Origin of the sequence: Bacillus sp. JJ1503 (genome assembly GCF_036965125.1) — a bacterium.
Classification (GTDB): Bacteria; Bacillota; Bacilli; order Bacillales; family Cytobacillaceae; genus Cytobacillus.
The window spans coordinates 12946-28203 of record NZ_JBALOZ010000133.1 but is presented as its reverse complement, the minus strand read 5'-3'; the positions used below and the strand labels follow the sequence as shown (position 1 = coordinate 28203).

General features: G+C 39.1%; 15 protein-coding genes. 6 read left to right on the top strand and 9 right to left on the bottom strand.

Annotation, left to right across the window (positions count from 1 at the left end; genetic code table 11):
- Nucleotides 1-55: 55 nt before the first annotated feature.
- From V7149_RS11660 to V7149_RS11640, 5 genes are read right to left on the bottom strand one after another with little or no spacing between them, the layout of a single operon-like run.
- On the bottom strand, nt 56-298 hold the full coding sequence (locus V7149_RS11660) for a YusU family protein (protein WP_335345798.1): 243 nt from the start codon (nt 296-298) through the stop codon (nt 56-58).
- Nucleotides 270-1097, bottom strand: coding sequence for an IucA/IucC family C-terminal-domain containing protein (locus tag V7149_RS11655; protein WP_335345797.1), 828 nt, complete (start codon nt 1095-1097; stop codon nt 270-272). Before V7149_RS11655 ends, V7149_RS11660 begins: the two co-directional genes overlap by 29 nt.
- On the bottom strand, nt 1066-1917 hold the full coding sequence (locus V7149_RS11650; protein WP_335345796.1) for an ABC transporter ATP-binding protein: 852 nt from the start codon (nt 1915-1917) through the stop codon (nt 1066-1068). Before V7149_RS11650 ends, V7149_RS11655 begins: the two co-directional genes overlap by 32 nt.
- Nucleotides 1918-1942: 25 nt before the next feature.
- Nucleotides 1943-2998 (bottom strand): FecCD family ABC transporter permease, encoded by a 1056-nt coding sequence (locus V7149_RS11645; RefSeq protein ID WP_335345795.1) that lies wholly within the window; start codon nt 2996-2998, stop codon nt 1943-1945.
- The gene (locus V7149_RS11640; RefSeq protein WP_335345799.1) at nt 2998-3999 is read right to left on the bottom strand and encodes a FecCD family ABC transporter permease; all 1002 of its coding nucleotides are present in this window, start codon (nt 3997-3999) and stop codon (nt 2998-3000) included. The genes V7149_RS11645 and V7149_RS11640 overlap by 1 nt, the downstream gene beginning before the upstream one ends.
- Nucleotides 4000-4178: 179 nt before the next feature.
- On the opposite strand from V7149_RS11640, the gene V7149_RS11635 reads away from it, so the two are divergent.
- Complete coding sequence (locus V7149_RS11635; RefSeq protein ID WP_335345794.1) at nt 4179-5147, top strand: ABC transporter substrate-binding protein; 969 nt, start codon at nt 4179-4181, stop codon at nt 5145-5147.
- 52 nt (nt 5148-5199) lie between these two features.
- On the opposite strand, the gene V7149_RS11630 is transcribed toward V7149_RS11635, so the two are convergent.
- A complete protein-coding gene (locus V7149_RS11630) occupies nt 5200-5466 on the bottom strand; it encodes a DUF3231 family protein (RefSeq protein WP_335345793.1) in 267 nt (88 codons plus the stop codon).
- 522 nt (nt 5467-5988) lie between these two features.
- Here V7149_RS11630 and V7149_RS11625 point away from each other — a divergent pair.
- From V7149_RS11625 to V7149_RS11615, 3 genes are read left to right on the top strand one after another with little or no spacing between them, the layout of a single operon-like run.
- The gene (locus V7149_RS11625) at nt 5989-7476 is read left to right on the top strand and encodes a spore germination protein (RefSeq protein ID WP_335345792.1); all 1488 of its coding nucleotides are present in this window, start codon (nt 5989-5991) and stop codon (nt 7474-7476) included.
- Between the two features lie 12 nt (nt 7477-7488).
- The gene (locus V7149_RS11620) at nt 7489-8580 is read left to right on the top strand and encodes a GerAB/ArcD/ProY family transporter (RefSeq protein ID WP_335345791.1); all 1092 of its coding nucleotides are present in this window, start codon (nt 7489-7491) and stop codon (nt 8578-8580) included.
- Nucleotides 8577-9650, top strand: a complete 1074-nt coding sequence (locus V7149_RS11615; protein ID WP_335345790.1) for a Ger(x)C family spore germination protein — start codon at nt 8577-8579, stop codon at nt 9648-9650. The genes V7149_RS11620 and V7149_RS11615 overlap by 4 nt, the downstream gene beginning before the upstream one ends.
- Nucleotides 9651-9677: 27 nt before the next feature.
- Here the strand turns inward: V7149_RS11615 and V7149_RS11610 are convergent, their stop codons facing one another.
- From V7149_RS11610 to V7149_RS11600, 3 genes are all read right to left on the bottom strand, one after another.
- Nucleotides 9678-10853 carry an FtsW/RodA/SpoVE family cell cycle protein gene (locus tag V7149_RS11610; protein ID WP_335345789.1) on the bottom strand — a complete coding sequence of 392 codons (1176 nt, stop codon included), beginning with the start codon at nt 10851-10853 and terminating at the stop codon, nt 9678-9680.
- A gap of 107 nt (nt 10854-10960) precedes the next feature.
- On the bottom strand, nt 10961-11722 hold the full coding sequence (locus V7149_RS11605; protein ID WP_335345788.1) for a DUF4931 domain-containing protein: 762 nt from the start codon (nt 11720-11722) through the stop codon (nt 10961-10963).
- Between the two features lie 128 nt (nt 11723-11850).
- The gene (locus tag V7149_RS11600) at nt 11851-12588 is read right to left on the bottom strand and encodes a FixH family protein (RefSeq protein WP_335345787.1); all 738 of its coding nucleotides are present in this window, start codon (nt 12586-12588) and stop codon (nt 11851-11853) included.
- A gap of 237 nt (nt 12589-12825) precedes the next feature.
- Here V7149_RS11600 and spoIIP point away from each other — a divergent pair, with 237 nt between their 5' ends.
- Together spoIIP and V7149_RS11590 are read left to right on the top strand one after the other, a co-directional pair.
- The gene (gene spoIIP, locus V7149_RS11595) at nt 12826-13974 is read left to right on the top strand and encodes a stage II sporulation protein P (protein ID WP_335345786.1); all 1149 of its coding nucleotides are present in this window, start codon (nt 12826-12828) and stop codon (nt 13972-13974) included.
- Between the two features lie 231 nt (nt 13975-14205).
- Entirely contained in the window at nt 14206-14952 is a 747-nt protein-coding gene (locus V7149_RS11590) for a (S)-benzoin forming benzil reductase (protein WP_335345785.1), read from the top strand.
- Nucleotides 14953-15258: the final 306 nt, after the last annotated feature.

Below are 15258 nucleotides of genomic sequence, written 5' to 3'. Positions count from 1 at the left end.
GCATCAGTTAGTGCATGTGATTCCCGCTCTAGCGGATTTTTGCTAGAAGCGGGCATCATTTGCTGCGATGCTCATCGTTCAGCCTCTTTATCTCAGCTACTAAAGCTTTCATCTCTTCTTTCGCCTCGGGATAGGTTTCATTCCAGTGTTTCGTTAAAGGTGCCATCGATTTAGCGATATATGAATATATTATCCAGGCTTGGACCTTATCCTTTAACTCTTCATTAGAGTCACCGATTAATAGCTCGGTATATTTCTCAAGCAAGCCATCAAGCTTGTCCTTTAATTCTTGATTCAAGAGCTGCTTCCTCCTTTCTTGTGATTTCACTAATTAGTGGACAAGGTGCACATGAGTGCGGGCAGGTCACACAACGCTTCTTATTAATTGTTAAGTAAGAATAGCAGCATGTATTTCTCGGTCTGACCTCCGCCTTCAGCTCCTCGACATATATATGCTGATTATAATACCTTTTTAGCGGATTTTCCTTATTGCTGCCAAATAAGGAACCAGATGCTTGAAAAATAATATAATGAAAATCCTCTTTTGAACGCCGAGCCACGTCCTCCGGCACATCTTCTTTTCCAAAAACTGATTCATACAGCCAGTAAATATAAACAGCAATATTTTCCCAAAGAATCAGCTTAGATACTTTAGTAGCCTTCGAAAGGCTATTAACTAGCGGATATAAGTGACTATGAAAAAGAATCTTAACCCCATTCTCCCGCCATTCTTCTCGATCACTCTCGACCATCTTTAAACGTACCTCATTAAAATAAAATCGCGGGAGCCATAATTCATCCTGAGAATTGGTTTCTAGTGAAATATTCTCAAATGAAATATCCATCTGTCTATTCCAAGCAGTCATAGCATACAGGTAAATGACCGCTAAAAAAGCATATCTTTTCATAAAAATGGAGGCAGTAACCTTCTCATTTGCTGCTCCTACATGCTTGCCAAGCGTCTCTAAATAATCGATTAAAACTTGTTCATCCTGCAGCAGTTCCATAGAAACGGACAATGGGGATGGGTACTTTTCCGTTGTAAAACGAAATGAAAGAAGCTCATTAATCTGCGATTCGGAGAGCTTTTGAACCATTGCCAGTCCCATCCTTTTTTAGAATACATCTTCCCTTTCCATAAGGAATGCATAATGGAGTTCCAAACAATGGATCCATTGTTACTTCACAATCCATCCCAAACACATTCTTAACTAAACTGTAATTAATAACGTACTCCGGCTTCCCTTGTGCAAATATTTTTTGATCTTTAATCGCCACAATATTATGGGCATAACGGCAGGCTAAATTTAAATCATGCAAAACCATTACAATGGTTCGCTGTTCTTTTTCATTTAATTCAAACAACAAATCAAGGATCTCAATTTGATGTGTCATATCTAAATAAGTCGTCGGTTCATCAAGCAGAATCGTATCCGTGTCCTGAGCAAGCGTCATCGCAATCCATGCACGTTGCCTTTGCCCCCCAGAAAGAGAATCCACAGTCCGATCCTTTAATGGCTCAAGACTTGTCGCCTTTAATGCAGCATTCACCTTTTTCTCGTCTTCGTCTGACCATTGCTTCAGCCATGTTTGGTATGGGTAGCGTCCCTGCTTGACTAGCTGAAGAACTGTTAACCCCTCAGGTGCCGATGGGGATTGGGGAAGGATCGCCATCTTTCTAGCTACCTCCTTCGTAGACAATTTAGCAATTGCCTCTCCTTCTAGTAAAATCGCACCTGATTTAGGCTTTAGTAACCGAGCAATAGATCTGAGCAAAGTTGATTTGCCACAGCCATTTCCCCCAATAAAGACCGTCACTTCCCCTTTTGGGATCTTTAAATCAAGCTCATTGATGATAATTGTATCCCCATAGGATAAAGTCAGTTGATTCGTGACAATCGCCTGTGCATTTACCATACTCCGCTCCCTCCTTTAATAAACTCTATGAATTCCTCGTTTTAAAAAGTAAATATATGAAGTACGGCGCTCCAATACTGGCCGTGAACACACCAGCTGGGATCTCAAGCGGCGAAAACAGTGTCCGTCCAATTAGGTCAGCAGCCATCACGAGTATGCCTCCGATTAACGCCGATACGGGAAGCAGTGCCCCGAAGGCAGACCCTACTAATCTTCTTGCCATATGCGGTGCCATTAAACCTACAAAGCCGATGCCGCCTGCAAAAGCAACGGAGCCGCCAATCAACGCAGTACTGATCATGAGCAATAGAAAGCGATTCCTCTGAACATGGCTTCCTACCCCTGTAGCAATATCATCCCCAAGCTCCTGAATATTCACATTTCGGGCCGAAATAAAGGCAGCCATGCACAGAATCAATATCCAAGGAACTAGAATGGTCACATGGCTCCAGTTAGAGCCATAAACCGTTCCTGTAATCCAAATATTCGCTTGACTCGCCTGATAAATGGGACCGAGAAGCATCATTAAAGTAGTGAGGGCTTTCATAAGGCTGTATAATCCAATCCCGATTAACACTAATCGAATCGGTGAAACTCCATCTTTCCATGCTAAAAAATAGACTAAAAAAGCAACAACCGTTGCACCGAAAAATGCAGCGACAGGCAGCCATTCAATGCTCACAGTCAGAGCATTGCTTTCATCGCTGAAAAGGGCGAGAAAGCCAACAACCGCAACGGATGCACCCCCGGTAATCCCTAAAATATCTGGAGAAGCAAGAGGATTACGAATAATACCCTGTAGAATCCCTCCTGCAACGGCCAGTCCAATTCCGACTAATAATGACACAATGATCCTCGGCAGCCGGAAAGATTGAACGACAAGACGTTCCATTTCTGTACCGCCTCCGAAAAACACCTTCACCACATTTAATGGACTGATCTTCATCTCTCCGGTTCCGGTACTAATAATAAATACTACTGCTGCAGCACTTAAAAGTATAAGAAAAATAAATAATGCCTTCCGATCAATTAAGAAAGAAATTTTATCCTTGTATACACGAAAACTTTGATATTGCCGCATTATTTATTGAACCCCTTTCTCGCGATATAGATGAAAAAAGGAGTTCCAATAACAGCTGTCATCACACCGACAGGCACTTCCTGCGGCATAATGATATACCTAGAGGCGATGTCTGCCATAAGAAGCAGCATGCCTCCGAAAAGTGCCGAAAAGGTAATCACCCATCTGTGATCAATTCCAACAACAGCACGTGTAATATGAGGGATCACAATTCCAATAAAGCCAATTGGACCTGCAACAGCAACTGCTCCGCCAGATAAAAGAATGATGGCTATTCCAGCTCCTAGTTTTAGAAGCCCCGTTTTCAAGCCTAAGCCTTTAGCCACATCCTCACCCATTGATAGAATATTCATCTGGTTGGAAATGGACAAAGATAGAATCCAGCCAACGGCTAAATAAGGCAGTACGGCTAGTAGCGTGTCGAGCTTTCTGCCGGATACAGATCCAGCTAGCCAAAAAAGAACTTGATCCAAAGCCGTTTCATTAATAACAAGAAATCCTTGTGTCATGGAGGCAAACATCGCACTTATAGCGGCTCCAGCTAAGGTAAGCTTCATTGGTGTTAATCCTTCTCTTCCTATTGAACCAATCGCATATACACAAACAAAGGCAATAGTAGCCCCTAAAAAAGACACCCACGTAAAGATATGTAAATTGCTAAGGGAAAATAGTGTCACCACAATAACAACCGCAAACCCAGCACCCGCATTTATACCAAATATTTCAGGTGCAGCCAATGGGTTTTTCGTTAAAGTTTGAAGCAATACACCCGCGACAGCCAGACTCGCCCCAACTGCTGCAGCTATCATCGCTCTTGGCAGCCTAACTGACTGTATAATAAGATGCTCGTTCGACCCGTCAAAAGCCAAAAAGGCATCAATTGCCATTTTCCATGTTGTATTCGTATAACCATATACAATACTAAGGCACATAAGAAAAAGCAAAAGGAGAATTGATAGGATTAAACCCGTCCATCTTAGAGAATTATTTTTTAAAATCATAAATCTTAAACCTTTCATGAATAGAAGTTCCTACATATTCAGTCTATGGGATGAAAAACACCATGTCAATGATTTTGATAATCATTTTCATTTACCTATTGACAGCCCTTTTAAACCATCATAATATTATGATAGTAATGAAAATGATTATCAGTAGCAATTAGGAGGAAACAAAAAGAATGAAGGCTTTTAAATTATCATTTACAATTATTTTTATGATGTCCCTTTTCATTTTAGCTGCATGCGGAAATAACAATGGCGAGCAAGCTGACAAGGACAAAGGAACAGATCATGCTTCTGAAGAAACAGGTTATACGGTACAGCATGCGATGGGAGAAACTCCAATTAAAGAAACACCTAAGAGGGTTGTGATTTTAACCAATGAAGGAACAGAGGCGCTTCTTTCAATGGGGGTAACACCAGTTGGAGCTGTTCAATCATGGACAGGGGATCCTTGGTATCCTCATATTGCAGATAAAATGGCTGATGTTAAAGTCGTTGGAACGGAAAGTGAAGTTAATGTTGAAGCCATTGCAGCATTAAAGCCTGATTTAATTATCGGAAATAAAATGCGCCAAGAAAAAATTTATGATCAGTTGAATGCGATTGCCCCTACTGTATTTGCTGAAACTTTACGCGGAAACTGGCAAGACAACTTTAAACTTTATGCACAAGCATTGAATAAAGAAGAAGATGGACAAAAAGTGATTGCTGATTATGAACAGCGCATTAAAGATATTCAAGAGAAGCTTGGAGATAAAGTCAATCAAGAAGTTTCCATCGTCCGCTTTATGGCTGGAGATGTACGAATCTATCATAAGGATACATTCTCAGGTGTTATTCTTGAGCAAATTGGTTTAAAAAGACCTGAAAGTCAGAACGTAGATGATTTTGCAGAAAGAAATGCAACGAAAGAAAGAATTCCTGCAATGGATGGGGATATCTTATTCTACTTTACTTATGAAACTGGAGATGGCGAGGCAAGCAATCTTGAAAAAGAATGGATTGAAGACCCATTATTCCAAAATCTAAGTGTTGCAAAAGCAGGTAATATTCATAAAGTAGATGATGTAATCTGGAATACTGCCGGCGGAGTTATTGCTGCAAATTTAATGCTTGATGATATTGAGAAATTTTTTGCGAAATAAAGGTCGCTTTCCCGAAAAAACCCGCAGCTTTTTGCGGGCTTTTTCATTCAATTTAATATCCTAACCCCTCGCCAAGTCCTGAAAATTCTCGAATATCATGACGGGCTGAGTTTAATAAGGCATCACTATATGTTTTCAAGCCTATTGCCCCCATATTTTCAATGTAATGTAACATCATTTCATCACTAAACAGCCTCGGAGTTTTTTCATTAACGTCTTGTTCGGTAAAACCTAATGGAACAGGAATTCCTTCTTCATTAAAAACTTTCGTGACAAAGCTATATGTTTTTTGGATAAATCTAATCCATATTCCAAACACGCCTTCACTTCCGGATCTTCCACATGCTCAAAAAATAAGAATTGACACAAATTGCTAAAGTATCATTTAAATACGATCCAAATAAAACAGACAATTCACTAGATGTTAATTTAATATGATCATGGCTAATTTCCATGTACTTTAAACCTCCTTAATGATATGCAATAAGAATAATATCTCCTGGAAAAGAAAAAGAATTAACAGAAGAGGCGACCCTATAGGACGAAAGGAGCGTTTTTAATGGAACACCAAATCTTACATTTACCTCAGCCGGCTAAAGAGGGAATGCTCGCTTCGATTTAGCGCTGAATTATGAACGCAAAAAGCGGGGCTGATATTATGATTAAGCATGGGTGGCTCGAACAGCCGCCTGGAACGAAGAATAGAGAACAATTAGCAAGAAAGAAGGAAGGCTGATTTAGCCTTCTTTTAATTTTCTTAAAAAGTAAATTTAGCCCTTTCATTCATAATCCCGCCAATTTCGGTAACAATACTCGTAATACCTAAAATGATGGTGATTGGATGAAAAAGTGGATTAGCACAAAGAAAAGTCAACAAAAACAAAGCAACTGGGAGAAAGAACTAAAAAGATCGGAGGATTTCACACAATCCTATCATATAAGTCAAAAGACAAATATTCATTTTTGCCTAACCTTTATGTCTACTTTAGTGGATGACAAGATTATTCAACAAAGTATTCTTCCTCATTTACTTGAAGATGATTTTCATACAATCGAAGATATTAAAAAGATTTTGCCTATACCGGATATGGAAATATCAAAGGATCCCACTCAAATTGAGCAAAAATTATTTAACGGCTATTTGATGCTGACTATTGGAAATAATGAAGAGCAGTTTGCTTTTATTTCTGTACAAAAGGAAATTGTCCGGGGAATCACTCCGCCTGAAATTGAATTCTCCGTTATTGGGCCAAAAGAGGCCTTTGTTGAATCTTTAGGGCAAAACATAAATTTAATTAGAAAAAGATTGCCCGCACAGGAACTGATTATTGAGGAATGCACGTTGGGGAAGTTGTCCAAAACAAGAATTGCCATATTATTTATGGAAGGAATTACCGATGAAGCGAATGTAAACACAGTAAGACAAAGGATTAAAGAAGTCGAGTTTGATGCTATTACAGACAGCTCCTATATCGTTCAGCTTATTAGCGATAATTCAAACTCTCCTTTTCCGCAATTGCTCGACACGGAGAGGCCAGACCGTGTAGTTGGGATATTGGCAGAAGGAAAAATAGCCATTGTCGTAGATGGATCACCACACGTTCTTATTACCCCAACGACACTTGTCGAGTTCTTCGGCTCGTTTGAGGATTATTTCTTAAATTGGCTTCTAGCCTCTTTTTTCAGGCTCGTTCGGGTTTTTGCTGTTTTATTTTCAATTCTTATTACGCCAATATATGTCGCTGTCCTTACTTATCATTATGAGCTCATTCCTAATGACCTAATAGGAACATTGATTACGTCAAGAAGGATTGTTCCCTTCCCGCCTATACTCGAAGCAATATTTCTTGAATTAACGATTGAACTGTTAAGAGAAGCGGGAGCAAGGCTGCCGACAAAGGTTGGGCAAACAATTGGTATCGTTGGAGGAATTGTGATTGGGACTGCTTCCGTGGAAGCTGGACTTACAAGTAATGTACTTCTTATTCTTGTTGCCTTGGCTGCTCTTGGATCCTTTACGACACCCGTATACAAGATGGGCAACACGATCCGCTTACTGCGGTTCCCATTTTTGCTTTTTGCTGAGTTTTGGGGATTGCTCGGGATTGTCTTCTGCTTCTGTATTATGCTTACCCATTTAATAAGGCTGACTTCTCTTGGACGACCATTTTTGGAGCCTATTTATCCATTAAGGGTGAAAGACTTGAAAGATACAATCATCAGGCTGCCATTTTCAAAGGATACAACGCGACCATATTTATTAAGAACAAAAAATCCAGTTCGATTTAATAAGGAAAAAGCGAATACTAAAAAAGATATTGATGAATAAGGGGGGGAAAGTATGCAGGAACAGCCTATACCTGAAGGAGTAAAAATATCCCCATTTTTAGTTTTTTATTTAATCACTTCTATGCAAATTGGTATAGGGATTCTCGGATTTCAGCGCGTAATTGTCGCCTATTCAGGGAATGATGCTTGGATTTCTGTTTTGTTTGCGGGGCTTTCCCTTCATATCCTCATGTGGATGATATATAAAGTCATGGAAACGGTTAATGGAGATATAGTCACAGCACATAAATATATTTTCGGAAATATTGTTGGCAAAATTATTAGTTCCATTTTTGTTCTCTACTTTACATTGCTTGCTTTAACAGTTTTGCGCTCGTATATCGAAGTTATTCAAGTTTGGATGTTTCCCAGTCTTAGTACTTTCTGGTTTTCCTTGCTGTTTTTGCTTCTTTGTACGTATATCATTTTTGGCGGATTTCGAACGGTTGTGGGCATCGCCTTTTTCTCAATGCTCCTGCCTGCTTATGTGCATTTTGCTTTTGGCTTTAATTTGAAGTTTGGCAATTACATGCATCTTTTGCCGGTTTGGGATCATTCGATTAAAGAAATCCTTTTAGGTTCTTATCACATGTCACTCACTTATATCGGTTTTGAAATTATTCTATTTTGCTTTCCTTTTATCAAGGAACCGCAAAAATCGAAAAAATGGGCCCATTTCGCCCTTTTATTTACTACTTTTATTTACACAAGCTTTATGATTGTGACGATTGTGTATTTTTCTCAAGAACAGCTTGAAAAGTCTATATGGGCAACATTAACGATGTGGAAAATTGTGAAATTGCCTTTTGTCGAGCGAATCGAATACATCGGAATTGCCAATTGGAATTTAATCATCCTTCCTAATGTTTGCATCGCCCTTTGGGCCGCCTCAAGACTGTTAAAACGGTTAATGAATATTAAACAAAAAAAAGGAGTTTTTATCATTGCACTCATCATATTAATCGTTAGCCCCTTTTTTGATACGCGTGCAAAAGTAGGTTTTCTAAATGATTTAACTGGAAAAGCGGGATTTGTTTTAAATTATATTTACATTCCAATCCTATTCATTAGCACGATGATTGCAAAGAAGGTGAAGAGGTCATGAGAAATCGAGGCAAGCTTTCTATTCTATTAATCCTCTCTATTTTATTGTCAGGCTGTGTCCAAAGGAAAGTCATTGATAATATTAATATTGAATCTGCAGCAGCATTTGATAAACTTGCTGAAGGCAAATTCATCGGGACGCTTCTCACCCAAGAATATCTTCCCGATAAATCAATCAAAAATAACACATATACATCCGAAGCTAGCTTAAGACGGGATCTCATGTTGAATCTTCAAAAGGAATCATCCAAACCCATCGTAACAGGTGGAGTATTAGTCTCGATTTTTGGAGACAAGCTTGTGGACGAAGGAATTATTGATTTTATTGATACTTACCAAAGAGATCCAAGTGTCGGGGCAAGAAATTTCTTAGCAACGTCACACGGAAGTGCCTTGGAAATATTAAAAGGAGATTATGGGCCTGAGGGCAATTCAAACTATATAAATGATCTGATTGAGCATAATATCCAGCGCGGGGATGTGCCCGAGACCAATTTACATATCTTTTTGCGAGACTATTATATGAAGGGGAAGGATCCCTATCTTCCTGAGTTAAGACAAATTGCCCAAAACAAAATGGAAATAAGCGGCTTAAGCATTTTTAGAAATGATAAAGAAGTATATGTCCTTCCTAAAAAGGAGATGTTCTATTTTAAGCTGCTAGTCGACAATCATACGGAGGGCAGCTATAGAGTTCATTTAGAAAAAGGGAAAGATGCAGATGTTAAAAGCATTACATCCAAGCATAAATTTAAATTATCGAAAGAAAAACCGTTACATGTTGCCATTGATATTAAAACGGTAGGTGTTATCAAGGAATATACGGGTGAGAGGTTAACTCCAAAAGTAGTAGAAGAGATTGAAAAAAAGCTGGAAAAAGATATTAATGAAAAATGTTTAGAATTGATCAAAAGATTTCAAAAAGAAAAAGCGGATCCAATCGGATTTGGTTTTTTACATCGAAAGTATATTCGCGGCTATGATTTCAAAAAGTGGAAGGATGATTATCAAAATTTAACAGTAAAAATTAACACGAAGGTGAGGATCGCAGAAACGGGGGTAATCGATTAAAAGCGGGGCGAATAACGCCTCGCTTTCTTAATCATTATTTGAAAACATATACTTTTTATAATGGTAGCGAATGGAGAAGATTAAACTAAGCCCGAGCATATTCCCCATTAATGAGCTGCCTCCATAACTAATAAACGGCAGCGGGATTCCTGTAATCGGAAGAAGCCCGATCGTCATGCCAATATTCTGGAAGACGTGAAAGGTGATCATACTGATGACCCCTACACAAATATACGAATAAAAGTCATTTTTCGTTTCCATTCCAATCTTGGTAATCTGGTATATAAGCAGAAAGAATAAACTGACTAAAACACTTGCCCCAATAAAGCCAAACTCTTCACCTACGATACTAAAGATGAAGTCTGTGTGACTTTCAGGCAAATAGACTTCTCTCGTTCCATACCCTTTCCCGCTCGTTTCTCCTGACCCAATGGCAAGAAGCGACCTCGTTAATTGGAAGCCTGCTGAGCTTTGATAATTATACGGATCGAGCCATGAATAAATCCGCCCAAATTGATACTCCTTCACACCTAAATATTTCTCCAAAATCTCTGGATGCCAAAGGACAAAGTAAAAAATAATTGAAATCAAAGTAAGACCTGTCCCAAAAATAGGCGCGAGCAGCTTCCAAGTAATCCCCGAGATAAAAATCATTCCCAGCAAAATGGAGATAAAAACAAGGCCTGTCCCAAGGTCGGGCTGCTGCATCACAAGCAATAAAGGAATTCCCGTAAATACGCCGAGCTTCATCAGCAGCTTGAAGTCAGTTTGGATCGTTTTGATCGGATTCTTTTGATGATGTTCATCAATCACTCTTGCCAGAACAAGAATGAGAAAAACCTTAACAAGCTCAGAAGGCTGTAATGAGCCCATACCTGGTACTCTATACCAAGCCTTAGCTCCATTAATAACGGGTGCAATACTGCTTGGAGCAACGATTAGAAAAGCCAGCAAGAATAATCCAAAGCTATAGGCATACCAAGAAATCTTTCTTAGCTGTTCCGAATCAAGCGAAATCACTGCAGCAATAATACCCGTTCCAACCATATACCAAACAATCTGCTTTAAAAGAAAATTCTCTTTATATTGCCCAGTCGTCTGAGCGCTATAAATCGAAATACAACTTACTAAAAACAATAAAAACACAATGAACACTAAGTTTAAATCTATTTTAGGAGGGGTTGTAGTTTTATTTGTAGACATAGCAATGGCAATCTCCTTATTAAAAAGCAACCAAAATAACAACACTTCATTATATTTTTTTATCAGCTAAATAACAACTTTAGAAGGCCGAATGGGTTTATTTCCCTTTATCCAAAATAACGCTCCCGAACATCATTCTTCATCCACTCTATATTATTTGGAACTTGAGGAATAAAATACCCGATAAATAATGGTGTCGTGACTGAACGCGGCACTACCTTTGCATAGATATTTCCAGCAAACTCGTAAAAGAATAAATTATAGCTCGTACAAGGAAACGGAAAATGATTCAGTATGTAGTGGGCTGCCGTCTGAATGTATTTCGCAAATGCCTTAATATCCTGAATATCCCCAAGCTTCACATTGAACTCATAAAACCCAACCCTCGGTGCTGTTGAGATTGAAAAAATCGTCCCATTTTTCTCATGAATGGTTATGCCTTCGAAATCGCTCGCTTGTACCTTTTCACCATAATCAATATCCTCTAAGCCAATAATCTGCATATGCGGATGAGCAATCGATCCGCCCGATAATGGTCCATGATTCTTAAAAAAGATCACGGACTTATACTTTCTTGTCCTAATCATTTCCAGCCAATGAGTCAAACCAAATCGAATAAGCTTATTCAAGTGTTCCTCAGGATAGATGGATAGCTCGCTATGACAATCATCCGTTTCAATTAAAACCGTTTGATACGTATGTTCTAGAACCGGAAATTTATTTTTCAATATGATAATCGAGCCGTCTGTCGCTAGAATATCTGTTAGCTTCTCCCTTTCGCAAAACGGGCATCTCTGCTCTTTATTACGGATGCTATTAGGCTTCTGCCTCCCAATTCCTGTGTTAAAAAATAGATGAGTACCTCTCATTTTGTTTGCACCTGCTTTTCTATCTGTCTACTCTCTATTTTATTGATTTTTCGACTATTTAGCGAGAGGAAGCTCTTATGAAAATTTTTCAAAAAAAAACGCGCAGTTCATAGACTGCACGTTTTCGCTTATTCTACTGTTACTTCCACCTCAGTATGTTCATGGAGTCCTTCATCATTTTTTACATGGATTCTGATAATAAAGTCACCACTTGCAGGGAAACTATAATCAGTTTTATATTCCCCATTAGTGCCTTCCGTCATATTCACCCAAGCCGGGTTTTGACCCTTTTGAAAAATCTCAAGCCTCACATCTGCTTTTAATAGAGGCTCATTGGCTTTTTGCAAATGAACATCTAAGGCTGTTTGCTCCGCTGCTTTCAATTGATCTGGTTTCTGCAGTTCGATGGAAACGTCACTATCATGATGATCGTGATCATCACCGCTTCCCTCTTGATGTTCATGATGCTCAGCCTCCACTTCACCAACCTGGATCGTTTTTGTTGGCATTGTATGCATATCCCTTGCAGTTACATGGGATTGAACATTAAATAGACCATTTTCAGAGAATGTATAGGCAGCCACATATTTTCCTTTTTCCGTATGCTCTGCTACAACAAGCTCACTAGCATCTTTTTGCCCTTCTTTCCATATTTCGAACTTAACCTCATTTGCATCTTCAACAGCTTCATCACCTTGCGTAACGGTCACAGCTAAGGGAACCTCTGCCCCCACTTCTGCTTTTTCGGGAACAGCTAAATCGGCTTCAATGATTTCAGGCAGCGCTGCCTCTTCCTGTTGCCCTGTTTCACCGCAGCCGGCTAATAATAAGAAACTTGTACATATAATGGCCATCAACTTTTTCACGTATTTTCCCTCTTCCATAAATTAATATCATCTAAACAAACTATAGATGTTAATTGTGATAAAAAAATGAAGTTTTCTCGTATTTAAAAGGAACTCTGCTTTTACAAGACTATTGTTATCATAGCAAAAAAATAATCATGAGCCTTCTTTAGTTTTCCCCTGATGAAATTTCCTAAACGATAAGCTTCTTCTATTCTTCTTCGTACGGGCATACATATGACAGATGGGGGGATCGTGATGAAAAACAAATCAGCGGCACATACTTTATTTTTCTATTTTCACGGGTGGCTTTTGAGTATTCTTTCCGTCTTTATTTTAGCTGGGATTCTAACTTCACCCCCCGCTGCCTTTACCTCTGAACATATGAATTCACTATTAAAAAATATTAAAGCTGACCAGCTATTCATCCATTTGCTTAAGGCTGAGAATCATTATTTTTACCATAACGATTCCAGCTTGAGCCTTTCTAATTTATCGGAAAATGCCTTTAAGCTTGCCACCAATATTAAGCCGACAGATATTCGCACCTTCCTGGGGAGAGAACTACCAGGGTACTCGATCTTCGATACGGGGATCGAAGTAGCTGGTGAAGGAACAGACTATACGAATTTGCCGTTCGAGTCCGCTCCGCCGATAGATTTCCTTTTGAAAGAAAAAGAGATTGCCAGTGAAAATCTCCCTAGCGAGGACACGCCGGATAGTACTGCAGCACCTCCATTGGATGGAAAGAAAAGCGTGTATATCTATCATTCTCATAGCTGGGAGTCCTTCAGCCCCTTGTTAAAAGGAGTCAATCATCCTGATGAAGCCGTAAGCTCTAATGAACGGGTGAATGTGATTGCGGTTGGCAATAGACTCAGTGAAAAACTGGCATTAAAAAGAATTGGTGTGGAACATGACAAAACAAATATGGCGTCACTTCTTAATCAAAAGGATTGGGACTATAACCAAAGCTACCTTCTTTCTCGTGAGGTGACCAAAACCGCCATGGCCTCAAATAAAGACTTAAAGTTTCTCATTGACATTCATCGGGACTCACAGGGGCGGGAATTGACGATGAAAGAGATAAACGGAAAGAAATATGCGAGATTGTTTTTTGTTGTCGGGAAGGAACATAAAAACTACCAGAAAAATTTACAGTTAGCTACAGAACTTCATCATCGACTTGAAGCAAAATTTCCCGGTATCAGCAGAGGGGTTTTCAAGAAAGGAAAAAGCGAAGGAAACGGAATTTATAATCAGGATTTATCTGATCGGGCACTCTTAATTGAATTTGGCGGTGTCGAAAATGATTTAGCAGAGCTTTATCATTCAATTGATGCATTTGCAGATGTATTCAGTGAATTTTACTGGGAGGCAGAGATGGTAGATGGCAAAGGTTCTTAATGCTCCTTTTTATTGTCTCCTTTGGACCTTTGTATCTACTTTTATGTTTTACTGGCTTTTCGGGCTATCTATTCTCACCATTATTTGTTTTAGCGCGGGCATTATCCTGTCTCTCATAAATTTTGTCGAGGACGAGATGAAAAAATATGAGCAGGAAAATGGGGAATAAGTGGTATTCGGTGCTTTCATTCTGCTTTAATAGATAGTAGAAACCTATATTGGAGTGATTAGATGAAGTTCGCTATTATTACTGGAGCATCAAAAGGTCTTGGATCCTCGATTGCGGAACGAATGATCAGTGAGAAAATTGGTGTGATCACTGTTTCCAGAACCGAAAATGCAGAGTTAAGAGAGAAGGCTTTGGTAAACAAAGTTTTCTATCAGCATTTTTCATGCAATCTTGCTGTTCCCGAGGAAGTAGAGAAAAACTTTCAGGAAATTCTATCTGTGCTGGAACCCAAAAAAGCAGAGGTTATTTATGTGATTAATAATGCTGGTGTAATAGACCCAATCGCAACAGCCGGCACACTTGATCATCAAGCATTGATTGCAAATGTCCAGATTAACTTAATTGCACCCTTGATGATCACGAATATTCTTTTAAAAAATGCATGTGTTCCTCTTAAAATTGTAAACGTATCATCAGGCGCTGCTGAAAGGCCTATTCAAGGATGGAGTGCCTATTGCAGCACGAAAGCGGGGCTGAATATGTTCACAGAAACAGCCGCTGCTGAACAAATAACAGCAGGAGCACCTCATGAAATCATCGCATTCAGCCCTGGAATTATGGACACAGATATGCAGGGGACGATCCGTTCCTCCTCTAAAGAGGCATTTAATGATCTTGAAAAATTCAAGGAGTATAAAGAACAAGGTATGCTTCGCCCTGCTCATGTAGTAGCGGATGCATTAGTAAACTTGCTTTTGGATGCGCAAATAGAAAGCGGTAAGATTTATCGGGTAAATGAGTTAATTTAGATGTATAAAAGATTTCATAATGGGAACAATACATACTACAAAGTGTATTTCCCCCTTATTTTAGTGCTTCCGGTTGGAGGCATTTTTTTGTTATTTTTTAAGAACAGATGCTTTTTAGGCTTTTATTAATGTGATTGTAATCTTCCTAATAAAACTGGTTTTTTGGACAGGTTTATTTGAAAAATCCAAAACCTGCCCAGTAAACTAGGTTTCTTGGACTGGTTTATCGGAAAAACACAAAACCTGTCCAGTAAACAAGGTTTCTTGGACTGGTTTATCGGAAAAACCCAAAACCTGTCCAGCAAA